Here is a 24,917-nt window from a genome sequence, read left to right on the forward strand (position 1 = left end):
GGAGCGCTCCGGCCTGGCGGATCGGCCGGCCGGAGCCGGTGATCGTTTCGGACCCCGGCCCGGCAGCGCCCTCGCCTCACCGGGCGAGGAACGCGCGTCACCAGCCTCCCGATGCGGCCACGTGGACCGGGGTGAAGACGACCGGCAGGCTCTCGAGCCCCCGCATCCACACCGAAGGCCGCCACACCAAGTCCTCGGCCGGGACCGCCAGTTCCAGGTCCGGGAGGCGGTCCAGCAGGACCTCGACCGTCGTGCGGGCGATAACCTCGGCCACCTCCGGTGCCGGGTACGGGCAGCCGTGCTCGCCGTGGCCGAACGACATGTGCGCGTGGTTGCCCAGGGCGCCGGCCGCCGCGTCGGGGCGGGCGTGCGGGTCGGCGTTGCCCGCCGCCAGGCCCAGCACCACCAGGTCGCCCTGCCGGACGCGGACGCCGCTGAGCACCGTGTCGCGGGTCGCGAACCGGCCGATGAAGTTCTGCGTGGGCGTGTCGTGCCAGAGCACCTCGTTGAGGGCCTGGCCGACGCTGCCCCGGCCACCCGAGAGCGTCATCGCGAACCGGCTGTCGGTCAGCATCAGCCGGATGGTGTTGCCGATCCAGTTCGCCGTCGGCTGCTGGGCCGCGGCCGTCACCACGAGCAGGTCCTGGACGACCTCGTCGTCGGTCAGGTTCGCCGGGTCCCGCATCATCGCCGTGGGCACGTCCGCGCCCGGCTGCTGGTGCTTCACGGCCACGAGCCGCGCCATCGCCTCCTGCACGCGCCCGTACGCGGGCAGCGCTTCGGGGCCCACGTCCAGCGACAACGCGACGTCCCGCACCAGCGCCGGCGCCTCCGAGTCGGGCATGCCGTACATCTTCGCGAGCGCGAGCAGCGGCGCCTGCTGGGCGAACTGGGCGATCAGGTCGGCTTCGCCGGTGCCCGCGAACTCGTCGACGAGCCGGTCCGCGATGCGCTCGCAGTGCGCGCTGAGGTCGAACTGGTCGACCGCGGACAGCGCGTCGCCGATCGCGCCCGCCCGCCGCCGGTGTTCCGCGGCCTCGGTGAACATCACCGAGGGGTTGTGCATGACGTAGGGCAGCAGCGGCCAGTCGTCGGGGACGTTGTCCCACTGGTTCCACCGGCGGCTGTCGCGGGCGAACAGCTGCGAGTCCTGGCACACCTGGTGGATCTCGCGGTAGCCGGTCAGCAGCCAGGCGGGGACGTCGTTGTCGAGCAGGACCGGGACGACCCCGCCGTACTGCCGCCGGATCCGGGCGTACAGCGCGGCCGGGTCCTTCTGGAACTCGGGTCCGTACAACCGGACCCGGTCCGCGGCGGCCATCGTCTCCGTCGCCGGGGTGCTGGTCTGGAAACCGGTCACGATGCGCCCTCCCGGACTTTGGACAGGGTGTAGAGGTGGTCGACGAGCGAGATCAGCACCTGCTTGGACGAGTCCCGGTCGCGGGCGTCGCAGTCGACGAGCGGCACCTCGTCGGACAGGTCGAGTGCGGCGCGGACGTCGTCGAGGCTGTGCTTCGGCGAGCCGAAGTTGTTGCGCGCCACGATGAACGGCGTCCCGTGGTGCTCGAGCCGGTCGATCGCGTACCAGGATTCGGCCAGCCGCCGGGCGTCCACCAGGACGACGGCGCCGAGGGTGCCGGCGAAGAGGCTGTCCCAGAGGAACCAGAACCGTTCCTGGCCCGGCGCCCCGAACAGGTAGAGCACCAGCTGCTCGTCGAGGCTGATCCGGCCGAAGTCGAACGCCACCGTGGTCGTCGTCTTGCCCTGCACCCCGCGGGTGTGGTCGACGCCGATCCCCGCCTGGGTCATCGTCTCCTCGGTACTCAGCGGCCGGATCTCGCTGACCGACCGGACCATGGTCGTCTTCCCGACGCCGAAGCCGCCGACGATGACGATCTTCAGGCCGTCGGTCGCGGTTTCGGCCAGGGGCAGCCGTTCGTCTTGTTCAGAGATTGCGGAGTCCAACGAGCACCTTCTTGAGGAATTCCGAGTCGGAGGTCCGTCCCGCGGCCTGGGCCGACGACGGATGTCGGGCGGACACCTTGCCCGTGGCCAGCAGGTCCGCGAGCAGGATCTTGACCACGCTCACCGGGAGGGACAGATCGGACGACAGCTCCACGACGGACGTCGGTTTGGCGGCGATCTCGAGGATCCGGACGTGTTCGGACTGCATGCCCGCCGACGGCAACGACTCCCGGACGATCAGCGTGACGAGGTCGAGGTCGATGTCGTCCGCGCTGCTGCGCCCGCCCGTGACCGTGTAGAGCCGGTCCGGGTCTTCCCCGTCGAGCGCCGAACGCGTCACGAAGCCGGGTGGTCAGCCGCCACGAACCGCGGCGGGGCGGTGAAGACCGAGCCGATCTGCTCCACCAGCTCGTCCATGTTGTGCCCGATCAGGCCCACGTCGGCGTCCTCGGTCGCGATCACGGCCAGGTGCGAGCCGACCCCGGCCTCGACGATGAAGAGGATCCCGCCGTGGAACTCGGTCATCGAGTTCCGCACGCCGCCGGTGCCGTCGCCGAACTCGACCGACGCGCCGTGCGCCAGCGCCTGGACCCCGGCCGCGATCGCGGCCAGCTGGTCGGCGCGGTCGACGGTGAGGCCTTGGGTGTGGCAGAGCTTCAGTCCGTCACGCGACAGCACGAGTGCGTGACACGCGCCGGCGGTGTTGCCGACGAGGTTTTCAAGGAGCCATTCGAGGCTCTTGTCCGAATCAGTCATCGAATCCGGGGACCGGCCTGGCGGGTCCCCTCGCTCCAATCTGGCGGGGTGCGGGTGTAGGAGGTCACGCGTCTTCGCCGGTCTCCGCCGGGGTGGCGGCGTGGCGCGACGACGTCGCACCGCCACTGCGCCGCTGTTGGAAGGCACCGAACCGGGAACCGGTGTCCCGGTCGGCCCGGGCCGTGCTCGGCGTGGGCGACGGCGGCCGGCGCGACGCGGCGGTCAGCGTCTGCCCGCGCGAGCGCTTCGGCAGTTCCGACGGCTCGGTCAGGTCGCCGGCGATCTCGTGGCTCGTGTCGGGCCCGGGCCACGCGACGTCGGCGGCCTGCTCTTCCGCCTCCGGCAGCGTGTCCGGGCGGGGCTGCGTGATCAGCTGGGTCGGGATCCGCATGACGACCCCGATCCCGCCGCGCGAGGAGGGCCGGAAGAAGACGTGCAGCCGGTGCTTGCGCGCCAGGCAGCCCACGACGGCCAGCCCGAGCCGCGTCCCCGACATCGAGGTCAGGTCGAGCGGCTGGTCGAGGGACACCGCGCGCTCGGCGCGGACGAGGGCCTGCGCCTTCATCCCGAGGCCACCGTCCTCGATGGTGATGACGGCCCCATTGTGCAGATCTTCGACATAAACGTGCACTTCTTCCGACGGCGCCGAGAACTTCGTGGCGTTGTCCATCAGTTCGGCAAGGGCGTGCATGACGTCTTCCGCGGCGTAGCCGACGACGGCCACCCCGCTCGCGGAATGCACCCGGACCCGCTGGTAGGCGCCGATCCGGCCGAGCGCGCCACGCAGGATGCTCTCCATCCGGATCGGTTTCGTCCACCGGCGGCCCGAGCGCGCGCCGGTGAGCACGGCGATGCTGTCGGCCAGCCGGCCCGCCTGCGCCGTGCTGTGGTCGACCTTGAGGAGATCCCCGAGCATCGCGTCGGACGAGCGGTTTTCCATTTCGCGCAGGTCCCCGAGCGTGCTGGTCGCCAGTGCCTGCAACCGGCCCGCGGCGTTCGCGCAGGCGGCGGTCGCGGCCGCGCGACGCCGTTCCCCGATGGCGATTTCGTCGACCACCAGCCGCAGGACGCGCTGGTGGAGTTCGTCGGCGGGGCGCGGGACTTCGGCGAGCACGCTGTCCGCGGGCGCGCCACCGCGCAGCCGCGCGACGGCGTCGGGCACGGTCCGGTCGAGCAGCCGGGTCAGTTCACCGCCGCTGGACCGGACGAACTCGAGGGCTTGCCGGGCCTCGTCCAGCGCGGCCTGCGTCCGTCCGGTCTCGTGCGCGACCTGGTCGGTGCGCCGCAGCGCGAAGAACACGGCGACACACGCGACGATCCCGGTGAACGCGCCCGCGACGGCGACGACAATCCCCTGACCACCGGAAATCGAGAGGGATATCCACGTCCAGATCGCCGCGACGACGACCGCGGTGACCACTACCCCGATTACGGCCCGGCCGACTGACTCGCGTTCTTCCCGATGCTCTGCGGGCGGTCGTTCCGACATCGCTCCACTTCCTCGAGTCCGATTGGTGTCCGAACAGTACTCGGTTTGCCGACGGAGATCACGGATCGGTTTCAGCGCGCCCGCAACGGCGGCGACAATAACGCCGACGTCATCGGCGGGGCCGCGCGGGTCCGGTTTGGGCGATCACGCGCCCGGGCGGCCGGGAAGCCCGGCGACGCAGCAAGATCACCACGACGGGCCCGGCGGATTGATTACTCTCGGTGCTCGGCACGGTCACCGGTCGCCTCCCGCCGCGGCGACCGGCGCGCGTCCGGCGGCCGGCACCGCGCCGGCTCCCGGCAACTATCTCTGGCCATTTTCGGCACTGCCCGGCAATACTGAAGATTCCCACCGAAAGAGGTGATTTCCGGTAATGACCAAAAAGACATTCCTGGCCGTGGCGGCGACCTTTTTGCTGATTTCGGGCAGCACGACGACGGCCGTCGCGGAAACCGATTCCGCCGCGTCCCGGCCGATTTCGGCCTGGTCACCGAGCATGACGATCGGCGGCCCGAACTTCACCGACCGGACCCTGCGGATGGTCGTCCACCCCAGCGTCGGCGGTGCCGCGCTACGCGTGCACCTGTCGAACCTGCGCGGCACCACCCCCCTCGCCGTCGGCGCCGTGAGCCTTGCCCTGCAGGCCGATCGGGCGACCGCGGTCGAGAGCTCTCGGCGCACCGTGACGTTCTCGCACGCGAGAACGCTCACGATCCCCGCGGGCAAAGAGGTCGTCAGCGACCCGGTGCCGCTGCCGGTGCGCGCGGAACAGAACCTGCTCGTGAGCCTGTACCTGCCCCAGGCGACCAGCTCGGCGACCTGGCACTCCGACGCCTTCGACGTCTCCTACCTCTCGAAGCCGGGCGACCACGCGGCCGACACCGACGACGGGAACTACGTCGCCGCCACGACTTCCTGGTACTACCTGTCCGGTTTGGACGTCGTCGCCCCCGCCACGCGCGGCACCGTGGTGGCCTTCGGCGACTCCATCACCGACGGCTACAACACCCCGGCGAGCGTCTACCACCGCTGGCCGGACGACCTCGCCCGCCGGCTGGCCGGACCGCACCCGGCCGCGGTGGTCGACGCCGGGATCGGCGGCAACCGCGTGCTGACCGACGTGCCGAACATCTGGCAGGGCGTCAGCGCGCTCGCACGATTCGGCCACGACGCGCTGGCGCAGCCGGGGGTCCGGACCGTGATCCTGATGGAGGGCATCAACGACATCGGCACCAACGCGGGCCCCGGCGGGGTCCCGCTGACCGCGCAGCACCTGATCGACGGTTACCGCGAGCTGATCCGGCAGGCACACGCGGCCGGCGTGCGCATCCTCGGCGGGACGATGCTGCCGGACAAAGGCGCCGGCTACTACAGCGAACCCGCCGAGGCGATCCGTCAGGCGGCGAACGCCTGGATCCGCACGAGCGGTCAGTTCGACGGCGTCGTCGACTTCGACCGGGCGCTGCAAGACCCCTCCGATCCCGCGGCCCTGCGGGCCGGCTTCGATTCGGGTGATCACCTCCACCCGAACGAAGCCGGCATGCAGGCCATGGCCGACGCGGTCGACCTGCGGCTGCTGAACTCCTGAACCGCTAAGCGATGCGGAACCCGTCCACCAGGAAATAGGTTCCGCTCGTTTTCGAAACGGTCAGCGTGTGCCGCCCGGCGGCGAGCCCGGTCACCGAATAAACGGGGAACCGGGTTTGCCGCTGGGCGGTGTTCGCGCTGACCGTTCCTTTCGAAATCCCGTCGAGCGTGACGGCGATGTCACCTTCGTCGGAATTCGTCTCGGTCAGGAAACCGATCCCGGTCCCGGTGAAGGTGATCGACGCCGCATCGCCGTTCTGCTGGGTGTAGTGCACGCCGCCTTCGAGGTCGCCGTAGGTCCGCGAGCCGCTCGAAGCCCAGCTCCCGGTGTAGGAGATGCGCAGATCGTCGTCGTCGAGCACCTGGCCCGGCGGGGTGCCCGGCCCGGCCGCGGCGATGATCGCCTGCGCCGCGGGCGGCCAGCGGCCGTCGGTGACCACAGTGGACGGTGTCAGGTCGATGTCCGTGCCGCTGTTGTTGTACCGGTCGGTGTCGGTGAAGTTGCCGTGGATGGAGTCGTCGTGGATGGTCGGCGTCCACAGGTTCAGCCACAGCGAGCCGTTGCTGAACTTCACCACGTTGTCGTGGGTGTTCCACAGCGAGCTGCCCTCGTCGTGGTAGATCATGTTGCAGCCGTTGATGCACTCGCCGAGAACGTTGCCGGCGAATTCCGAGCCCGCCGCCTGCCCGCCGAGGGTGTAGATGGGGCCACCGTCGAACAGCACGCCCATGACGCTGTGCACGTGGTTGCCGAGCACGTGGTTGCCGCCGGTGTAGGTCGTGCCGTGCGGGCACGGGTCGGGCAGGCCCTGCTTGGCTTGCAGCGCGCAGCTCGACGCCCAGCCCCAGCCCCAGCCGATCGACACGCCGGAGTACGGCGTGTAGCCGATGTCGTTGTGGGACAACGTGGTCCCGCGGCTGTGGCCCACCCAGACGCCGACGGCGTCCTGGTACTCCTGTCCCGGCCGCTGCACGACGTTGCCGGCCACGGTGTTGCCGCTGGTCATCAGCGACGGCTGGGTCTGGTAGTAGTCGTCGACCTCCCCGACCGCGACGCCGGTGCCGCCGATGTCGGTGATCGAACCGCCCGCCACCGTCGAGTCCTGGGTCTGATCGGCAAGGTCGATGCCGCTGGTCCCGGTGTGCCGCACGGTCACGCCGGTGAAGGCGATCCGCGCGCCGCGGTGCACCTGCACGGCCGCGGGGATCCGGGTCGGCGTCCGGGTGGCCGGGTCCCAGAGGATGCCGGCCTGGTTGTCGAGGTAGCCCGCGGTGCTCGGGGCGGTCCAGGTCGTGTAGGCGAACGTGATCCCCTCGAAGGCGATGTCGTGCACCGGCGCGACGACGTCGGGGATCACCGTGAAGCCGTCGATCAGCAGGTAGTCGCCGCCGGCCTTGACCACGCGCACCGTGTGCTCGGCCTTGGCCAGCCCGGTGACCGAGACGACGGCCTGCTGCGCGAGCCGCTCGGCGCTCTTGGCGGACACCGTCTGCGTCTTGACGCCGTCGACGTAGACGTCCAGGTCGCCTTCGTCCGAGTTCGTCTCGGTCAGGACCTGGAGGCCGGTACCGGTGAACGTGTAGCTGAAACTGTCGCCGTCGTTCTGCGTGTAGTGCACGTCGGCGCCGAGGTCGCCGAGGTGCCGGCCGTTCGAGTAGTTCCAGGCGCCGGTGTAGGTCGCGCGCCAGTCGGTGTCGTCGAGCGGCGCCAGGTGCCCGGGAGTCCCGGCCAGGTCGAGCAGTTCCGGCGCGACGGGCAGTTCGACGTCGGCCTTCGCGAGGTCCTCCCCGGGCCGGGGCACGTAGTAGAGGAAGCCGGCGTCGCCGTCGAGATAGAACTGGCCGGGGATGCCGAGCAGCTGGTAGGCGTTTTCGAGCCAGGTCACGCGGTCGAGGCTCGGCAGCCCGGCGCCGTTGAAGGGAAAGCTCGGATTGGGGACGGAGGTGTGGTTGTTGTTCCAGCACCCGGGGTCGACGGTCAGCGCCGAGCCGCCCGACGCACCGGGCGTGATCGAGGCCAGCGGGCAGCGCAGCTGTTTCCAGCCGTTGTTCGCGACCACCTCGACCCGGGCGGCGTTCGTCCAGGAGGTGTAGGACGCGTCGGCGGTGGTGAACCCGGTGGCGGACACGGAGAACCCGCCCGGATCCTGCGCGGTGCGGGCCCGCTGCGCGCGGACGCCGTTCACGAACAGCTCCCGGCTCGCCACCCCCTTCGGCACCGGAGCGCGGTAGATGTTCTTGGCGGCGTCCGTCTTCCGGAAACCGCTCACCGCGAGCGCGCCGCTGAAGACCGGCGTCTGCCCGGCGGCCGCGCGGTAGACGACGCGGTGCCCCGGCCGGCCGGAGTCCTGCACCCCCAGCCGCAACGGCGTGGTCAGCGCGTAGGTGCCGCCGCGCAGCTCGACGACGACGTCTCCGGCGGCCCGCGGGACGAGCCCGCGCACGCGGTCGCGGGCCGTGGCCAGGTCGCACGGGGCGGGGGACGTGCAAGCGGAGCCGTGGCCGGACGGGGCGGCGTAGAGGATGTCCGGGGCTCTTCCGGGGTAGGCGCCGACAGCCGCGACAACGGCTGCGGCGGTGACCAGGTGCGCGACGACGGTGGCGATTCGCATCGGGGTTCTCCGGCGGGGTCAGCGGACATACATCAGATGAATATAGCCCGCGACGAGGGGAAGCGGGATAGCTGATCGCTCTTGAGCCCGCAGAGTTCCTACCTTTAGGCTCGCCGACGCGACGTCTTTCGGAGGCGGGCGCCCTCGCCGTAGTCTGCGCCGAGACGATCACGCCGACTGGCTGGGGAGCTCCGACATGACGAGCAGCACCGATCACGGGGAGACCACCGAGGTCGTCATCGCCGGGGGCGGCCCGGTCGGCCTCACCCTCGCCCACGAACTCGGCGCCCGGGGCGTCGGCTGCGTCCTGCTCGAACCGCGGCCGGAGCCGAGCCTCGCCTCCCCGCGGTGCAAGCAGATGAACCCCCGCTCGATGGAGATCTTCCGGCGCCTCGGCATCGCCGACGCGGTACGCGGCAACGCACGCCTGCCGTTCGGCTGGTCCGATTCCGCGGTCTTCTGCACCTCGCTCACCGGACATCGGCTCGAACGCTTCGACGGCGTCTTCGCCCTCAGCGACGTCCAACGACCGGAGCTGGCCGAACCCGCGCTCTGGTGCGCGCAGAACCACGTCGAGGAGGCCCTGCGCGACACCCTGAGCCGGCGGGACACGGTCCGCGCGCACTGGGGCTGGACGCTGACCGGCCTGGAGCAGGACACCGACGGCGTCACGGCCATCGCGACCGACGACGCCGGCCGGGAGCGCGTGGTGCGGGGCAGCTACCTGGTCGGTGCCGACGGCGCCCGCAGCGCCGTCCGGCGGGCCTGCGGCATCCCGCTCACCGGGCGCAGCCACGAAATCCGCAACATCCAGGTGATCTTCGACGCGCCGGGGCTCTCGGCCCGCCACCGCCTCGGCCGGGCCGTGCAGTACTGGGTGGTCGACCCCGACGTCAACGGTTTGATGGGCACCCTCGACACCGAAGACCGGTGGTGGGCCATCATCATCAACGCCCCCGTAGACCCTGACGCCGCCGACGAAGCGTGGTGCGAACGAGCGGTCCACCGCATGATCGGGGCCGAGCAACCGATCACCGTCACCGCGACCGATCCCTGGACGGCCCGGATGCTGGTCGCCGACCGCTACCGGGACGGCCGCTGCTTCCTCGCCGGCGACGCCGCCCACCAGAACCCGCCCTGGGGCGGCTTCGGCGCCAACACCGGTATCGGCGACGCCGCCGACCTCGGCTGGAAACTCGCGGCCGCGGTGCGCGGGTGGGCCGGCGACGGCCTGCTCGGCTCCTACGAGACCGAACGGCGTCCCATCGCCCGGCGCGCCATCGCCGAAGCCGAACGGAACATGCGGGTGCTGACCGGCGAGCTCGCCGCGCCGGGGCTGGACGACGACGGACCGGACGGCCGGGCCCTGCGCGCCAAGACGGCCGAGCTGATCCGCCAGGCCAAGACCGCCGAGATGTACACCCTCGGTTTCGTGCTCGGCACCGCCTACCCGGACTCGCCGATCGTCGTCCGCGACGACGGCCCCGCGCCGGCCTCCACCGGTTCGGACTACCGGCCCTCCGGCGCTCCGGGCCACCGGCTGCCGCACCAGTGGCTCGACCGGAACCGGTCACTCCAGGACGAACTCGGCCCCGGCTTCACGCTCCTGGAGATCGCCGCCCGGCCGGCCCCGGAATGGGAACCCGCCGCGGCGGCGGCCGGGGTGCCCCTGAGCCGCTACCGCCTCAACCGGCCGGATCTGCACGGTCTCTACGCCGCCCGGTACGTCCTGGTCCGGCCCGACGGGTACATCGCCTGGCGCGGCGAAACCTCCCCCGATGACCCGCGAGCGGTGCTGGACCACGCACGGGGACACCGAGCCTGACCGGCCACTGCGGATCCACTGACGTGGAACCATCGACCCGTGTTCACCTTCGGAGTCGCACCCCGGCCGGGCGAGGTCACCGCCGCCGCACCCGGCGACGACCTCGTGCCGCACCCCGACGTCGTCATGGACCGCGGTTTCACCCTCGCCGCGCCGCCCGATCAGGTGTGGCCGTGGTTCGCCCAGCTCGGCAAGAACCGCGCCGGCTGGTACCTGCCCACCTGGCTCGAAGCACTGCTCCCCCGGCGCCGCCGCGCCCTGCGCCGCATCGACCCCGCGCTGCAGCACCTGCGCCCCGGCGACGTCATCGACGACTGGGGCGGCCGCGACGCGACGTTCGAGATCGTCACCCACGACCCGCCGCACACCCTCGTCCACCGCTCGACCCGCGGGCGGCTCGAGCTCAGCTGGACCATCCACCTGACCCCCGACGGCGACGGCACCCGCGTCCACCTGCGCCTCCGCCTGGCCGGAGTGCACCGCCGCCGCCTGGCCGAGTACGGCGGCGGGCTCCTGGACCTGCTGACCGTCGCGGGTCTCGCGGCCGGGCTCCGCGAGCGGGTCGGCCCGGCCGGATCAGACTGAGGTGACGGACGCCAGGAAGGCGCTCCACCCGGCCCGCTCGACCGAAAGCTGCCCGGCGGACGGCGCCTTCGAGTCGCGCACGCCGACCTCGTCGGCGAGGCGGACCTCGACGCAGTCCTGGGTTTCGGTGCTCCAGCTCGACTTGAACCAGCCGGTCGAGTTCGTCATTTCTTCGCTCCCAGCAGCTCGCTCTTGACCTTCGCGATGAGGTCGAGACTTTCCTTCTCCCCCATCGCCTTGCTCCGCGCCGCCTCGGCCTTCTGCCGGTGCACCGCGACGTCTTCGTCCGCGTAAAGCATCAAGCCACCGCGATGCAGCTCGAGGCTGATGATCGACGGCGCCTGATCGGAGTCGAACAGGATGAACGGCCCGGCCAGCGCCGGCGTCCAGCCGGCCCCGAACGGAATGATCCGCACCTCGACGTTGGGCAGCTCGACCATTTCCGCGAGATAGGTCAGCTGCTCCGCCCAGACGTCGCGACCGCCGATCACCTGCCGGATCGCCGCCTCGCCCAGCAGCACGTCGAGCTTCGCCGGCGACCTGCGGGTGATGAGGTCGCGGCGCCCGATCCGGATCGCCACGCGCTCGTCGATCTCGTCGACCGGCACCTCGCCCTCCAGCATCATGGCGCGGATGACCGCGCTGGTCTGCAGAACGCCGGGGATCAGCAGCGGGGCCAAGTGCGTCACGGTCGTCGCCGTCCGCTCCGCGGCCAGCAGCGCGTTCATCTGCTGGCGCCGCTCGGCGATCGTCACGGCGTGCCAGCGTCCGCTCTGCCCGGCGTTGGTGGCCAGCGCCATGAGCTCGGCGGCCGCGTCGTCCCCGAGACCGAGCGCCTCGATCACCGAAGCGACGTCATCCGGCTTCGGGGTGCGCTCGCCGGTCTCCCACCGGGAAATCAACCCGGAGTCCGACTCCTTGCGGCCGATGAGCACCGCCAGCTTGCGCAGGGAGATGCCGCGCGACTCGCGCGCCTCCTTCAGCGCGTCACCGAAGGTCATCGTCGCTCACGGGTGCTACCAGCCATGCAGCACATGCTAGTGCAGGTGGAGGCCGACGCAGATATCACCTGATCAGGTCATTGCGCGACACCGCTGCCAGCGCTGACACTTGCTACCAACATTCGGTAGCACTGTCAGCGTGCAGCTCACGCCCCTGACAGCGTAGCGGGGAGGGCGAGCATGCGAGGACACCGTTGGCGGGGCGCGCTGCTGATCGTCCCCGCGCGCACTCCGGCCGGCGCGGCGACCCAGGTGACCTTGGGCCTGATCGACACGACCGACGGGCTCGTGCGCGCCATCCGGCTGGGCGCCGACGGCACGCCGGCGATCCTGCCCCGGCAAGCGATGGCCGAACTGGTGAGCCACGCCCAGTCGCTGCTGGCGCGCGATCTCCCCGGAGATCTGAGATGACCGGCGGCTTCCTCCTCCCGGCGGCGTAGAAGCCGCCCCATGATCAGCCCGGCCGGTGCGCCTGCCCCCGACCCGGCGCACCGGCCGGGCGCCCACTTTTCCCTTCGAAGCACACCCCAGGGTGGTGAAGCACGGTGCCGTCGACCGAAATCGCCTGGCCGTCCGAGATCGATCTGCGGGTCGCCGAGCACCCGTACTACGTCCACCTCTGCCGGGTCCTCGCCGGCTTGCGCCGAGTATCCACTTCGGACAGTCACCCGATCGTTCCCGGAGCCGCCATGACCCGCGACACGCAGAAGCTCGTCGACGTTCTCGAAACCGTGCGGTGGCGCACGGGCGTGCTGGCCGTCCAGCTCCGTGACGGCACCGCGACGACGGACCACCAGCGCGAAGTAGCCGACGAGGTCGAGGAACTGCTCGACCTGCTCCGGTCCCACGCGGCCGACGTCGATGCCGGGTTCTTCCCGGCGCCCCGCATCGAGGTGCCGCCGAAAGCACGTTCTTGCATGCATTGATACGAAACTTTCTGAAATCAGTCCGACTATTGCCACTTCTTGCCCACACGCCTACAGTCCCTTCACCGGCAGACGTACTCGAGCAGCGTGGCGAGAGGGAACGGGCATGGCGATCTCGCGCAGGACTTTCCTCGGTTCGGCCGCGGCCGCTTCGGCCTGGGGAGCGCTTTCCCTCGCCGGCGCGCCCGGCGCCTCCGCCGCCAGTCCGCCGGGAGACGTCGTCGGCAAGATCACCGTCGGGTACCAGGGGTGGTTCGCCTGCGCCGGTGACGGCGCGCCGATCAACGGATGGTGGCACTGGAGCCAGAACTGGGGGCAGCCGCCGTCTCAGGGCAACAACGTCATCAAGGCCTGGCCGGACATGCGCGAGTACACCCGCACCTACCCGACCGCCTACGGCAACCTCGGAAACGGCTCGCCCGCGACGCTCTTCTCGTCCTACGACCAGCAGACCGTGGACACGCATTTCTTGTGGATGCAGCAGAACGGCTGCGACACCGCCGCGTTGCAGCGCTTCAATCCCAACAGCAGCGAAGGCCCGACGCGCGACGCGATGGCCGCCAAGGTCCGAAACGCCGCCGAGGCGCGCGGCCGGAAGTTCTACATCATGTACGACGCCACCGGCTGGGCGAACATGCAATCGGAGATGAAAGCCGACTGGACAGCGAAGATGTCCGCGCACACCGCGTCGCCCGCCTACGCGCGCCAGAACGGCAAACCGGTCGTCTGCGTCTGGGGTTTCGGCTACAACGACGGCAACCACCCGTGGGACGCGAGCACCTGCCTCGACGTCGTGAACTGGTTCAAGGGCCAAGGTTGTTACGTCATCGGCGGCGTCCCGCGGGAGTGGCGGACGAGCGACGGCGGCTCACGGCCGGGCTTCGGCGCCGTCTACCGCGCGTTCGACATGATTTCGCCGTGGATGGTCGGGGCCGTCGGCGACATCGCGGGCGCGGACTGGATGTACCAGAACCTCACCGTGCCCGACCGGGCCGACTGCACCGCCCACGGCATCGACTACCAGCCGTGCGTGCTGCCCGGCGACGTCTCCGGCCGGCAACGCGCCCACGGCGACTTCATGTGGCGCCAGTTCTACAACATGGTCCGCGCCGGCGCGCAGGGCCTCTACATCTCGATGTTCGACGAGTACGGCGAAGGCAACCAAATCGCGAAGACCGCGGAAAACGCGTCCATGTCCCCGGTCGGCGCCGGCCTGCTCGCCCTCGACGAGGACGGGACGGCGTGCTCGTCGGACTACTACCTGCGGCTGACCGCCGACGGCGGCCGCATGCTCAAGGGACAGCTGCCGCTCACCGCCGTCCGCCCGACCCCGCCGACGCTCACCACCGGCGGCTCGACCGATCTGGCCCGCGGCCGCGGCACCGGCGAAAGCAGCCACACCCAGAACTACGGCGCGGCCAACGCGGTCGACGGAAACGCCGACAGCTACTGGGAAAGCGCGAACAACGCGTTCCCCCAGTGGCTCCAGGCCGACCTCGGCGCGGCGGCCGCGGTCACGCGGATCGTGCTGGCGGTCCCGCCGTCGAACGCGTGGAGTACGCGCACCCAGACGCTGACCGTGTCCGGGTCCACCGACGGCACCACGTTCGACACGCTGGTCCCGGCGACGGGCTACGTGTTCGACCCGGCGCGCGGCAACAGCGTCACCATCACCGTTCCCGGCGGCAGCCGCCGGTTCCTCCGGGTGACCTGCACCGGCAACACCGGCTGGCCGGCCGCCCAGATCGCCCGCTTCGAGGCGTACAGCTGAACCCGGACACCTTGGCTCATCCCCCGCGCTCGGCGGGGATGGCGCTGTGGCCGAACAGCCCGAGCAGCCAGGTGTGGCGGCGCGTCTGCCGGGCGGGACGTCATGAAAGGGTCGTTCATGACGCTGGACGACAGGAAAGAGTCGTTCATGACGTCGCGACTCCGCGCACGGACGCGACTTTGCCGAACCGCCCGCACCCGACCCGCGGCGCCTACGACCTGACCGAAACCCCGGCGTCCGGCACCCCGGCGTAGTCGGGCAGCTCGACGCCGTTGATCGCTCGCTCGGCCAGCTCGGTGAGGGCCTCCATGTCGGGCTCGGCGTCCGGGGCGGCGCCGGAGCGCATGCTCGCGTGCAGCCGGCCGATCTCCTGGTTGGCCTCGACGAACGGGCGCATCCGCGTCTCGTAGGCGGCGAACCCGGCCTCCGGGTTCCACCCGGCGGTGGCCAGCTCCCCGGCCAGCAGGTACGCGCCGACCAGGGCCAGCCCGGTGCCCTGCCCGGACAGCGGCGACGAGCTGAACGCCGCGTCCCCGAGCAGCGCCACCCGCCCGCTCGACCAGCGGTCCAGCACCACCTGGGCGACCTGGTCGAGGTAGAAGTCCGGGGTGTCGTCCAGGTGCTCGAGGAGGCGCGGGGTCAGCCAGCCCAGGCCGGCAATCCGCTCGCGCAGCAAGCGCTTCTGGGCGTCGATGTCGCGGTAGTCGACGTCGAAGCCCGCCGCGGTGAAGGAGAACATGGCCATCGCCCGGGTGGCGTCCCCGATGGGCCGCAGCATGGCGGAGCGCCCGGCCTCCTGGTGCTCGAGCAGCCAGCGGTCCAGCCCGAACTCGTTGGGCACGCTGTAGAAGGCCAGCACGTGCCCGAGGTGGCGGACGCACTCCTCGTGCGGCCCGAAGACCATCGCCCGCAGCGCCGAGTGCAGGCCGTCCGCCCCGACCACCAGGTCGAAGCGCCGCCGGTCGCCGCCCGCGAAGACCACGTCGACGCCGTCCGCGTCCTGGGTGAGCTCGGCGATCCGGTCGCCGAAGACGTACTCGACCCCGTCGCGGGTGTCGTCGTACAGCACCTGCGACAGGTCCCCGCGCAGGATCTCGATCTCGGAGATGTACCCGTCGCCGCCGTCGTCTTCCGCGCGGAAGGTCTCGAGCACGGTCCCGTCCGCGTCCACGTTGTGCGCGCCGACGGTCTCGGTGCGGGCCGCGCGCACCGCCGCGTCCAGCCCCATCCGCCGGATGACCTCCCTGGTCACCCCGCGCGCGTCCACCGCCTGCCCGCCGGGACGCAGCCCGGGGGCCCGCTCCACCACGGTCACCTCGGCCCCACGCCGGCGCAGCCAGTGGGCCAACGCGGGCCCCGCGATGCTCGCGCCCGCCACCAACACCTTGCTACCGCTCACCGTGTCCCCCAGCTCGCCCGTCCGGATCCCGGCCCGGATCATACGGTGGTCCGGGCCCCGGCGGTGCCGGCTCGCCGCTCAAGCGGTCGCGGCGTCGAGGAACCTTTCGAGCTCGGCCCGGATGTCGGGCCCGCACGGCTGGAACACGATCTCGGTGACGCCCCGGGCGGCGACCTCGGCCAGCCGCTGCCGGATCTGTTCGCGCGTGCCGCTCATCGTCACCTCGCGCACCATCGTGTGACCGCCGGCCTTCCACGCCGCCTGGTCGGCCTCACCCAGTTCCACGCAGTGTCCGGAGTGGACCGCGAGGTGGCGCCGCTCGGGCGGCGTCCGCTCCACCACTTCCAGCCACTGCGCGCCGCCCGGGAGTTCGCGCACGGCAGCGGCGCCGCCGAATTCGTAGGCGCCGTGATAGGCCAGCGCCCACCCGGGCCCGGCGGCCTGGCGCGCGTGCTCGCTGTCGGCGCGCTCTTCCTCGTCGAACACCGTGCCCCACACCAGATACGGTACCCACGAGTACTCGGTCATGAACTCGGGCAGCTGCAGCGTGACGTAGAGCCCGTCGCCGAGCTCCTTGGCCACCTGGTGGCCCTTCGGCCCCAGCGCCCCGATCAGGACGGGGACGTCGACGGGCCGGGCGGGCGCGTGCCCGGCCGGGTGCAACATCTGCATCTGCGCCCCCTCCCACTCGACGACGTCGCCCCGCAGGAGACCGCGGAAGGCGCGGATGTAGGACTCCATGTAGGACCAGGTGATCGCGCGGTACCCCATGGCCCGCCGGCCGGTGAACCCGGTGCCGAAGGAGACCGCGACGCGGCCGGGCGCCAGCGCGGCGAGGGTGGCGGTCGCCGCGGCGTTGACCATCGGGTGCCGCAGGCTGGGCACCAGCACGCCGGGGGCGAGGCCGATCCGCTCGGTCCGCTCGGCGGCCAGCGCCAGGGTCATCCACACATCGGGGCTCTGCTGAGGGGTGTCGTAGACCCACGCCCGCCGGTAGCCCAGCTCTTCGGCCACGGCGATGTGCTCCGGGGAATCGAGTGCGGTCGGAAAAGCGCAGGAGACGTCCATGACGGCCCTCCCTCTCGGCGGTCGGTTCAGGGCAGCCCGGCGTGCGGCACCTCGACGTCGACCGCGAGCAGCCGGGCCTCCCGGACCGGACGGCGTTCGTGCTCGGGGAAGGACGGGGCCGCGCAGAGGAACAGCGTCCGGCCGTCGTCGCCGCCGAGCATGCAGGCGAAGACCCCCGTGCCGGCGGCGATCTCGTCGAGGATCCGGCCGCCCTCCTGGACCCGCAGGACGCGGTTGTGGACGGCGTCGGCCACCCAGATCGCGCCCTCGGCGTCGGCGCAGATGCCGTCGGGGGCCACCTCGAGGCGCTGCACCGCTTCGCCGACGTCCTCGGTCCGCGGCGTCTCCCCGAACTGCGCCCACACGCGCCGCCCGCTCAGCTCGCCGTCTTCGCCGATGTCGAAGGCGGTCAACCGCCCGGCAAACGTCTCGGCGACCACCAGCACGCCGCCGGGCAGGATCACCATGCCGTTGGGGAACCCGAGGTCCTCGGCGGCGACGGCGACGCTCCCGTCCGCGTCGACGCGGGTGAGCGTGGTGTAGCGCAAGGAACCGCCGCCCATGAGGTCGAAGCCGAAGTTGCCCACCCAAGCACGGCCGCGGTCGTCGACGACCATGTCGTTGAGCACCCCGGACACCACACCGGAGAGGTCGGCGTGCTCTTCCAGCCGGCCCGACGCGTCGCGCACGAGGAGGCGGTGGTCCCGCATGGACACGATGAGCAGGCGCCCGTCGGGCAGGAACCCGAGGCCCGATGGCTGCTGGGGCACCTCGGCGACGACTTCGGTGCCGCCGCCGCTGTCGATCGCCACGACTTTCTCGGTGTAGAAGTCCGACACCCACAGCCGGCCGTCGTGCCACCGCGGGCACTCGAGGTAGGAGAAGCCTTCGGCTACCACCCTCGGCTGCCTGGTCGCGGGCTGTCCCATCGCGACCCTCCTCACGTCCTCGTCGACGTCTGGTTTCAACTGACTGAGCGCACAGTTACCATGACCGCGAGGCCGGGACGTGTCAAGTCCCGCACCCGAAGAGGGGAGAGCGGCGATGCCGGCGAAAGAGCGCCGTCGCGGCGGCGGACGACACCCGGCGGCGATGGAGCTCACGACCACCCTCGGCCCCGAGACGGTCCCCGGCGAGTTCTGGGGTGCGGACACCTCCCCGGTGGCTCGCGCCCTGCTGTCCTCGGCCGTGCAATGCTTCGCCCGCAAGGGTTTTCACGCCACCACCACCCGCGACATCACCGCCGTCGTCGGCCTCAGTCCCGGCTCGCTGTACGTGCACTTCGCCTCGAAGGAAGCCGTGCTGTTCCACATCGCCCGGACCGGCCACGAGCGCGCCCTCGCGGCATTGACGGTCCAGCCCGACGACGGCGACCCCGGGCGCCACGTCCGCCGGCTGGTGGCCGGGCACGTGTCGTGGCACGCGCGTCACCACACCGTGGCGAGGGTCTGCCAGTACGAACTGGCGGCGCTGGAGCCGGCGCACTTCGACGAGGTTCTCGGCCTGCGCCAGCAGTTTTCCGCGGTGGTGCAGACCGCCGTGGAACGCGGAGTCCGGGAAGGCGTCTTCGACGTACCCGACATCGACCGGACGGTGCGCGCGATCCTGTCCCTCGGCATCGACCTGGTGCGCTGGTACCGCCTCGACGGCGCGGACTCCCCCGAAGCCCTCGGCGAGTCCTACGCCGAACTCGCCGCCCGGATGCTGGGCTCCCCGTCCTCACCGGTTTCTCCTGACCCAGCCGGGCTTTCACCCACGCGCGACCAGGTCTGAGCTTCGCGGTGTGACCGCGGCTATCGCGCGGCCGTCATGCCGCCGTCGATGGTCACGATGGTTCCGCTGATGTAGCCGGCGCGCTCGGAGGCCAGGAACGCCACCAGGTCCGCGATCTCGTGGGTCTCGGCGATCCGGCCCGAGGGCAGCGAGGCGAAACCGGCGTCGACGTCGGCGTTCGCGGCACGCATCGTCGTGATCCGCTCGGTGGCCACCGGACCGGGGTTCACGCCGACCACGCGCACGCCGTGGCGCGGGCCTTCGCCGCCGAGCGCCTTGGTGAAGGCCATCAGCGCCGCGTTGCCCGCGCCACCGGCGATGTACCCGGCCGTCGGCCGCTCGCCGCCGGTGCCGATGACGTTGACGATCACCCCGCGACCTCGGTCGCGAAGCCGCGGGTACACGAGCCGGACGAGGTCGATGTAGCCGAAGACCTTCAGGTCCCAGGCGTGCCGCCACACTTCCGGCCCGACGTCGTCGAGCGTGCCGGCGGGGATGTCGCCGGCGTTGTTGACCAGGATGTCGAGGTCACCGGCCGTCTCGGCCAGCCGTTCGATGTCGGTGGAGACCCGCAGGTCGACGGCGTGCGTGGTCACCTCGACGCCGTGCTCCGCGCGCAGCGTCCGGGCGCGATCCGCCAGCGCGTCTCCGTTGCGCGCGGCCAGGTGCAGGGCGCAGCCTTCGCCGGCCAACGTCTCGGCGATCGCCGCGCCGATGCCCTTCGACGCGCCCGTGATCAACGCGCGCTTGCCCGTGAGGTGGAGATCCATCCGTCCAGTCCTATCGCTTGATGTCGATCTTGGCCAGTACGCCGGCGAAACCTGCCGCTACTCGCCGTTCGCGCTTCGGCGGCGCGACCAGGCGCCGGCGTCCGCGGCGTAGCGGACGAGGAGCCGCGCGAACTGGGTGCGCTCATCCGGCGACCAGGCGGCCGTGATGTCTTCGAACGCCGCACGCTGGTCGGTGGTGAACCGGGTTCGCTCGGCCTCGCCGCGTTCGGTGAGCTCGAGCACCGTCCGGCGCCCGTCGGCCTGGGAGGCCGCCCGCCGCAGCAGGCCGTCGGCGATGCAGGCCGCGACCGTCCGGCTGGCCACCGGCTGCGCGACGCCCATTTCCGCGGCGAGTCCCCCGACGGTCATCTCGCCCGGGGCGTCGGCGACCACGTTCAGCACCAGGTTGCGGGACACGTCACGGCTCGAGGCCGGAATGCGCCGGCGCAGCCGCGACAGGGCCGGGCCGATCTGGTCCAGCAGGGGATCTTCGGCGGAACCGCTCACCTCGGTGATCGTAGTACCTCGGGCATTTGCATACCAGTCGTAAACTGCATAGCATTAGGTATGTAACTGCGAGCGAGAAAGCGAGGCCGCCATGGCCACCACCGCCATCACCGGAGCCCGGGTCTTCGACGGGGAGAAGACGCTGGGGGTGCAGACGGTCGTCCTCGACGGCCGGAAGATCCGCCGGGTCGGCGGCGAGGTGCCCGACGGCGCCGAGGTCGTCGACGGCCGGGGCGCGACCCTGCTGCCCGGGCTGATCGACGCGCACGTCCACTCCGGCTCCGGCTCCCAGGCACTGGCCCTGCGGTTCGGCGTCACCACCGAACTGGAGATGCAGGGCCTGAACACCCGAGAGAACCGGGCGCACATCACCGAGGACGACACGGTGGCCGACATCCGGTCAGCCGGCTTCGCCATCACGCCACCCGGCGGTCACCCCAGCGAGCTGATGCCGGAAGGGTTCCGGCCGGGCGGCGACCTGCCACCGGTCCTGCCGCTGATGCCGTTCTCCACCACCCCGGAAGAGGCCGCCGCGTTCGTCCCACGACTCCTGGCGCGCGGCTCCGACTACCTCAAGTTCATGATCGACGACGGCAGCGTCGAGGGGCACCCCGGGCTGCCGATGCTCGATCAGGCCACCCTGAACGCGGGAGTCGCCGAGGCCAAGAAGTACGGCGCCCTCACGGTGGCGCACACCCTGACCCTCGACGCCACCCGGATGGCCGCCGAGGCCGGCATCGACGGTGTCGTCCACGTGTTCATGGACCGGCCGCACACCGCGGAGATCGTGGACCTGATCGCCGAGGCCGGAATGTTCGTCGTGCCGTGCGTCTGCCTCGACGCGTCGATGATGGGCATCACCGGCAGCGACCTCGCCGACGACCCCCGGGTCGCCCGCCGCCTCGACGACAAGTGGGAGAAAACCCTGCGGTCCAGCTACCACCGTTACCCACAAGGCAAGCTCGACGACGTCTTGGCGACCGTGCGGGCACTGGCCGCCGCGGGCGTGGACCTCTTGGCGGGCACCGACGCTTCCATGGCCGAGACCTTCTTCGGCGGCCTGGCCCACGGAGCCAGCCTGCACCACGAACTGCAGTACCTCGTGGCCGCCGGCCTCACCCCCGCGCAGGCGCTGCGCGCCGCGACGGCGACCACGGCACGCCGCTTCGGCCTCGGCGACCGCGGCCGCATCGCCGAAGGGCTCCGCGCCGACCTCCTGCTCGTCGACGGCGACCCGACGACGAACATCGGCGACACGCTCGACACGCGCGCGATCTGGCGACGGGGCTCCCGGCTCGAAGACTCGTGACGCCCACCCGACCTCGCAGATTTTGACGCGCGCGCCAGAGGAACGCGCCGACGTGAAAGTGGGCCGATTCGCCTCTCCGGTCGATCGCGATCCCCGTCCTCGCGCTGATCGCCGGCGAGAGCGTGATCCACGACGGCGCGAAGGCGGGAGATCGCGCCCGGGCGTTGCTGCCGGACGCGCGGGTGGAGGTCTGGCCCGGGGCGACCCACGCCATCGCGGGGGAATCCGCCGCCGAGGTCAACGAGCGGGTGCTGGCTTTCCTCGACGACGTGGATCGTGAGACACGGTCATGAAGTTCCTCCTCAGGGCCCGTTTGCCGGGCGGGACGTCATGAAAGGGTCGTTCATGACGCTGGACGACAGGAAAGAGTCGTTCATGACGTCGCCAACCCGCGCCCAACGTCGCGAATGACTCATTCGGGACCTCCGGCGCCCCCAATGACTCATTCGCGACACCCGCAACCGAGAGCGCGCCGAAAGGGTGCGCACTAGGTGCCCGGTGTCACGCGGACAGGCAACGATTCCCAGGCGCGGAGGGTGTTGTTGTGGTGACGTACCGGTGTGCCGTCCGGCTCGATCGCCCGCACCCGGCGAGCGAAGGCGGTGAGCAGCGCTTCGGCTTCGAGGCGGGCCACGTGCTGGCCGACGCACTGGTGCAGCCCCATGCCGAAACCGACGTGGCCGGACGGATCGCGGGAAAGATCGAATACGTCGGGATCCGCCCACCGGCGAGGGTCGCGGTTGGCCGCGGCGAGGAACATCAGGACCTTCCGCCCCTCGGGGATGCGGACGTCGCCGATGCGCACCTCGGTGGTCGTCGTGCGGAAGAACGTCTGCACCGGCGATTCCCAGCGCACGGCCTCGTCGAACGCCACCCGGGCCAGGCCGGGGCTCTCGCGCAGCCGCCTCCACTGGTCCGGGTGCGTGGCGAAAGCGTGCAGCACCGCGGAAAGCGCGTGCACGGTCGTGTCGACGCCGGCCGTGAGCAAGGATCGCACGATCAGCGGAGCCTGCTCGGGCGTGATGTCACCGCGGTCGCTCGCGGCCCAGATCTCGGCGCCGAAGCCTTGTGGTGCAAGGACTTCGCGACGGCACTGGTCGCTCACCCAGCCCGACAGCTCCGGCACCCGGGGCGTGCCCTTGGCCACGAGGTCGTTGTCCGGGCCGAAGGCGTTGAAGGCGTGGTCGCCGTAGGGCAGCAGGTTCTCCCGCCCGCCGGCCGGGATGCCCACCGCGTCGGGGAACACCCGCAGCGGGAACGCGTGGGACAACGCGGTGGCGGCGTCGAACCGCGGCCCCTCGGCGAGAACCTGGTCGACGAGCTGCGTCGCGTCGGCCATCCACCTCTCGCGCAGGTGCCGCAGCGCGCGAGGGCCGAGGACCTTGCTCAGAACCCGGCGCGGTGCGTCGTGGCGGGGCGGGTCGGCCTCCAGGAGGAGACTCGGCGGCCGCCACGGCTTTTCCGTGCGGAAGTTCGTCAGGCCCACCCCGGCCGCGGACTGGAACCGCTGCCAGTCGGTGAGGGCGGCGTGCACCTGCTCGTAGCGGGCGACCGCGTAGACGTCGTACCTCGGCAGGTACACGACCGGCCCGGCGTCACGGAGTTCGGCGTGCAGCGGGAGCGGGTTTTCCAGCACGGCGGGGCCGAAGGGGTCGCCGTCGCTGACCGGGCAAGGAGCTTCGAGCGTCGTCATGCGAGACCTCCGGGGTCACAGGTCGAGGACGAGGCGGTCGGACAGCGAGCGCGACACGCAGACGAACATGCAGTCGGCCGCGGCGCGTTCGTGGTCCTCGAGGATCGCGTCGCGGTGTTCGGGACGGCCCGCGAGCACCGTGGTCTCGCACGTGCCGCACGTGCCCTGACGGCAGGAAGACAAGACCTCGACGCCCGCGCCGCCCACCGCGTCGAGCACGCTCGTCCCGATCGGCACCGTGACGCTCACCCCGCTGCGGGCGAGTTCGACCTCGAACGGGGTGGCGCGGGCGGGAGCGGCGGAGTCGTCGCCGGCGAACCGTTCGGTGCGCAAAGCGTGGGGTGGCCACGCCGCGCAGACCCGCTCGATCGCGTCCAGCAGCGGCGCCGGACCGCAGGCGTAGATCTTCACCCCCGGCCGGGGATCGCCGAGGAACCCGGCCAGCTCGAGCAGGCCGTGCTCGTCCTGGGGCCGGACCAGGACGTGGTCGCCGTAGGCGGCGAGCTCGTCGAGGAACCCCATCGCCGCGCGGTGCCGGCCGCCGTAGAGCAGCCGCCACCGCGCGCCGAGCAGCTCGGCCTGGTGCACCATCGGCAGCAGCGGGGTGATCCCGATGCCGCCGGCGACGAACAGGTACTCCGGCGACGGCACGAGCGGAAAGTTGTTCCGCGGCCCGCCCACGCCGACCTCGGCGCCGACGTCCAGCTCGTCGTGCACGTACGCCGAACCGCCGCGACCGCCCGGTTCCCGCAGGATCCCGAGCCGGTAGTGCCGCGGATCCCAGCGATCGCCGCACAGGGAGTACTGCCGCGTCCGCCCGCCGGGCAGGACGAGGTCGATGTGCGAGCCGGGAGTCCAGTCCTTCAGCCGGCCACCGCCGGCGGCAGCCAGCTCGAGGGTCACCACGCCGTCGGCGGCCAGGCTCTTGCGGTGGACGCGCAGGGTGGTGGCCACGTCCCGGGTACTCGTCGGGGTCATCGTCGATCCTCCTCGGGCGACCATCCCCGACCTCGGGGCCGACCGTGAAACGAACTCTCAATGGACGAGAGAACCGGCGGCGGCGATACTCACGACCATGGCACGGGCACCCACCGGCGAGTCGTCCATCGCCCGGGCGGCGCGGATCATCGCCGCCTTCACCGCCGACGAGACGTCGCTGACCGTCACCGAGATCGCGCGGCGCACCGGCCTGCACATCGCCACCGCGTCGCGGCTGATCGCCGAGCTGACCACGCACGGGCTGCTGGCCCGCGGACCCGGCCGCGAGGTCCGGGTCGGGGTCCGGCTGTGGGAGCTCGCGGCCCGGGCCTCCCCCACGACCTCGCTGCGCGACGCCGCGATGCCCTACCTGGAGGACCTGCACGCGGTCGTCGGCCACCACGCCCAGCTGGGCGTGCTCGACGGCGACGACGTGCTGTTCGTCGAGCGCCTGTCCGCGCGCGACGCGGTGATCAACTACTCGCAGATCGCCGGGCGGCTGCCGGTGCACATCTCCTCGAGCGGGCACGTCCTGCTGGCCTACGCCCCGGCCGAGGTCCGCCGCCGGGTGCTGCGGCGCCCGCTGCCCGCCTACACGGCGGCGACGATCACGACCCCGGACCGCCTGGACCGGGCGTGGGCGGCCGTGCGCAAGCAGGGCTACGCCTTCCTCGCCGGACACGTCCACGAGGACGCGACGGGCATCGCGGTCCCGGTCCGCGACGCGCTCAACGACGTCGTCGCCGCACTCTCGATCATCGTCCCCAACGACGAGCACGCCCACGCCGGCATCCCCGTCCTGCTGGCCGCGGCGCGTGGCGTGACCCGGACCCTGTCCGGCCGCTGACGTCGGCTGTCCACGGCCTGCTCGTAGGAGCGGCGCCCGTTCGAGGTGAGCCCGTT

Annotated in this window: 25 protein-coding genes; 10 read left to right on the forward strand and 15 right to left on the reverse strand. The window is 71.5% G+C overall.

The window, feature by feature from the left end; translation table 11 throughout:
- Positions 1-97: 97 nt before the first annotated feature.
- From AB0N03_RS36020 to AB0N03_RS36040, 5 genes are all read right to left on the reverse strand, one after another.
- A complete protein-coding gene (locus AB0N03_RS36020; protein WP_364381678.1) occupies positions 98-1,321 on the reverse strand; it encodes a cytochrome P450 in 1,224 nt (407 codons plus the stop codon).
- A gap of 35 nt (positions 1,322-1,356) precedes the next feature.
- Complete coding sequence (locus AB0N03_RS36025) at positions 1,357-1,953, reverse strand: ATP/GTP-binding protein (RefSeq protein WP_364381681.1); 597 nt, start codon at positions 1,951-1,953, stop codon at positions 1,357-1,359.
- Positions 1,946-2,305: a DUF742 domain-containing protein gene (locus AB0N03_RS36030; RefSeq protein ID WP_364381513.1), complete on the reverse strand. Its 360-nt coding sequence runs from the start codon at positions 2,303-2,305 to the stop codon at positions 1,946-1,948. The genes AB0N03_RS36025 and AB0N03_RS36030 overlap by 8 nt, the downstream gene beginning before the upstream one ends.
- Complete coding sequence (locus AB0N03_RS36035; RefSeq protein WP_364381516.1) at positions 2,302-2,721, reverse strand: roadblock/LC7 domain-containing protein; 420 nt, start codon at positions 2,719-2,721, stop codon at positions 2,302-2,304. The genes AB0N03_RS36030 and AB0N03_RS36035 overlap by 4 nt, the downstream gene beginning before the upstream one ends.
- A gap of 64 nt (positions 2,722-2,785) precedes the next feature.
- Positions 2,786-4,150, reverse strand: coding sequence for an ATP-binding protein (locus AB0N03_RS36040; RefSeq protein WP_364381684.1), 1,365 nt, complete (start codon positions 4,148-4,150; stop codon positions 2,786-2,788).
- Between the two features lie 433 nt (positions 4,151-4,583).
- On the opposite strand from AB0N03_RS36040, the gene AB0N03_RS36045 reads away from it, so the two are divergent.
- A complete protein-coding gene (locus tag AB0N03_RS36045; protein WP_364381518.1) occupies positions 4,584-5,798 on the forward strand; it encodes an SGNH/GDSL hydrolase family protein in 1,215 nt (404 codons plus the stop codon).
- A gap of 4 nt (positions 5,799-5,802) precedes the next feature.
- Here the strand turns inward: AB0N03_RS36045 and AB0N03_RS36050 are convergent, their stop codons facing one another.
- Positions 5,803-8,409, reverse strand: a complete 2,607-nt coding sequence (locus tag AB0N03_RS36050) for a hypothetical protein (RefSeq protein WP_364381521.1) — start codon at positions 8,407-8,409, stop codon at positions 5,803-5,805.
- 196 nt (positions 8,410-8,605) lie between these two features.
- On the opposite strand from AB0N03_RS36050, the gene AB0N03_RS36055 reads away from it, so the two are divergent.
- Together AB0N03_RS36055 and AB0N03_RS36060 are read left to right on the forward strand one after the other, a co-directional pair.
- A complete protein-coding gene (locus AB0N03_RS36055; protein ID WP_364381524.1) occupies positions 8,606-10,234 on the forward strand; it encodes an FAD-dependent monooxygenase in 1,629 nt (542 codons plus the stop codon).
- Between the two features lie 39 nt (positions 10,235-10,273).
- Positions 10,274-10,819, forward strand: coding sequence for an SRPBCC family protein (locus tag AB0N03_RS36060; protein WP_364381527.1), 546 nt, complete (start codon positions 10,274-10,276; stop codon positions 10,817-10,819).
- Here the strand turns inward: AB0N03_RS36060 and AB0N03_RS36065 are convergent.
- Positions 10,811-10,987: a DUF397 domain-containing protein gene (locus AB0N03_RS36065; protein WP_364381529.1), complete on the reverse strand. Its 177-nt coding sequence runs from the start codon at positions 10,985-10,987 to the stop codon at positions 10,811-10,813. The genes AB0N03_RS36060 and AB0N03_RS36065 overlap by 9 nt on opposite strands.
- Positions 10,984-11,820: a helix-turn-helix transcriptional regulator gene (locus tag AB0N03_RS36070; protein ID WP_364381532.1), complete on the reverse strand. Its 837-nt coding sequence runs from the start codon at positions 11,818-11,820 to the stop codon at positions 10,984-10,986. Before AB0N03_RS36070 ends, AB0N03_RS36065 begins: the two co-directional genes overlap by 4 nt.
- Positions 11,821-12,000: 180 nt before the next feature.
- Here AB0N03_RS36070 and AB0N03_RS36075 point away from each other — a divergent pair, with 180 nt between their 5' ends.
- The 3 genes from AB0N03_RS36075 (at position 12,001) to AB0N03_RS36085 (ending at position 14,517) form a co-directional block, all read left to right on the forward strand.
- On the forward strand, positions 12,001-12,231 hold the full coding sequence (locus tag AB0N03_RS36075) for a hypothetical protein (RefSeq protein ID WP_364381535.1): 231 nt from the start codon (positions 12,001-12,003) through the stop codon (positions 12,229-12,231).
- 134 nt (positions 12,232-12,365) lie between these two features.
- Complete coding sequence (locus AB0N03_RS36080) at positions 12,366-12,746, forward strand: hypothetical protein (protein WP_364381538.1); 381 nt, start codon at positions 12,366-12,368, stop codon at positions 12,744-12,746.
- A gap of 106 nt (positions 12,747-12,852) precedes the next feature.
- Complete coding sequence (locus AB0N03_RS36085; RefSeq protein WP_364381541.1) at positions 12,853-14,517, forward strand: discoidin domain-containing protein; 1,665 nt, start codon at positions 12,853-12,855, stop codon at positions 14,515-14,517.
- A gap of 211 nt (positions 14,518-14,728) precedes the next feature.
- On the opposite strand, the gene AB0N03_RS36090 is transcribed toward AB0N03_RS36085, so the two are convergent.
- Genes AB0N03_RS36090 through AB0N03_RS36100 form a run of 3 tightly spaced genes read right to left on the reverse strand, consistent with a single transcriptional unit; the run spans position 14,729 to position 17,913 of the window.
- On the reverse strand, positions 14,729-15,958 hold the full coding sequence (locus AB0N03_RS36090; RefSeq protein ID WP_364381544.1) for an FAD-dependent monooxygenase: 1,230 nt from the start codon (positions 15,956-15,958) through the stop codon (positions 14,729-14,731).
- A gap of 36 nt (positions 15,959-15,994) precedes the next feature.
- On the reverse strand, positions 15,995-16,984 hold the full coding sequence (locus AB0N03_RS36095; RefSeq protein WP_364381547.1) for an LLM class flavin-dependent oxidoreductase: 990 nt from the start codon (positions 16,982-16,984) through the stop codon (positions 15,995-15,997).
- Positions 16,985-17,010: 26 nt separating this feature from the next.
- On the reverse strand, positions 17,011-17,913 hold the full coding sequence (locus AB0N03_RS36100; protein WP_364381550.1) for an SMP-30/gluconolactonase/LRE family protein: 903 nt from the start codon (positions 17,911-17,913) through the stop codon (positions 17,011-17,013).
- Between the two features lie 115 nt (positions 17,914-18,028).
- On the opposite strand from AB0N03_RS36100, the gene AB0N03_RS36105 reads away from it, so the two are divergent.
- Positions 18,029-18,757 (forward strand): TetR/AcrR family transcriptional regulator, encoded by a 729-nt coding sequence (locus tag AB0N03_RS36105; RefSeq protein ID WP_364381553.1) that lies wholly within the window; start codon positions 18,029-18,031, stop codon positions 18,755-18,757.
- A gap of 20 nt (positions 18,758-18,777) precedes the next feature.
- On the opposite strand, the gene AB0N03_RS36110 is transcribed toward AB0N03_RS36105, so the two are convergent.
- Positions 18,778-19,527, reverse strand: coding sequence for a short-chain dehydrogenase/reductase (locus AB0N03_RS36110; protein ID WP_364381556.1), 750 nt, complete (start codon positions 19,525-19,527; stop codon positions 18,778-18,780).
- Positions 19,528-19,584: 57 nt separating this feature from the next.
- Positions 19,585-20,034, reverse strand: a complete 450-nt coding sequence (locus AB0N03_RS36115; protein ID WP_364381559.1) for a MarR family winged helix-turn-helix transcriptional regulator — start codon at positions 20,032-20,034, stop codon at positions 19,585-19,587.
- A 91-nt stretch (positions 20,035-20,125) separates the two neighbouring features.
- Between AB0N03_RS36115 and AB0N03_RS36120 the strand changes: the two genes are divergently transcribed.
- Positions 20,126-21,343, forward strand: a complete 1,218-nt coding sequence (locus AB0N03_RS36120; RefSeq protein WP_364381562.1) for an amidohydrolase family protein — start codon at positions 20,126-20,128, stop codon at positions 21,341-21,343.
- A gap of 122 nt (positions 21,344-21,465) precedes the next feature.
- Positions 21,466-21,636, forward strand: coding sequence for a hypothetical protein (locus tag AB0N03_RS36125; protein WP_364381565.1), 171 nt, complete (start codon positions 21,466-21,468; stop codon positions 21,634-21,636).
- A gap of 194 nt (positions 21,637-21,830) precedes the next feature.
- On the opposite strand, the gene AB0N03_RS36130 is transcribed toward AB0N03_RS36125, so the two are convergent.
- Positions 21,831-23,036 (reverse strand): cytochrome P450, encoded by a 1,206-nt coding sequence (locus AB0N03_RS36130; protein WP_364381567.1) that lies wholly within the window; start codon positions 23,034-23,036, stop codon positions 21,831-21,833.
- A 15-nt stretch (positions 23,037-23,051) separates the two neighbouring features.
- Positions 23,052-24,014, reverse strand: coding sequence for a PDR/VanB family oxidoreductase (locus tag AB0N03_RS36135; protein WP_364381570.1), 963 nt, complete (start codon positions 24,012-24,014; stop codon positions 23,052-23,054).
- A 97-nt stretch (positions 24,015-24,111) separates the two neighbouring features.
- Between AB0N03_RS36135 and AB0N03_RS36140 the strand changes: the two genes are divergently transcribed.
- Positions 24,112-24,861, forward strand: a complete 750-nt coding sequence (locus AB0N03_RS36140; protein WP_364381573.1) for an IclR family transcriptional regulator — start codon at positions 24,112-24,114, stop codon at positions 24,859-24,861.
- Positions 24,862-24,917: the final 56 nt, after the last annotated feature.

The sequence above is a fragment of the Amycolatopsis sp. NPDC051061 genome, from assembly GCF_040682935.1.
Classification (GTDB): domain Bacteria; phylum Actinomycetota; class Actinomycetes; order Mycobacteriales; family Pseudonocardiaceae; genus Amycolatopsis.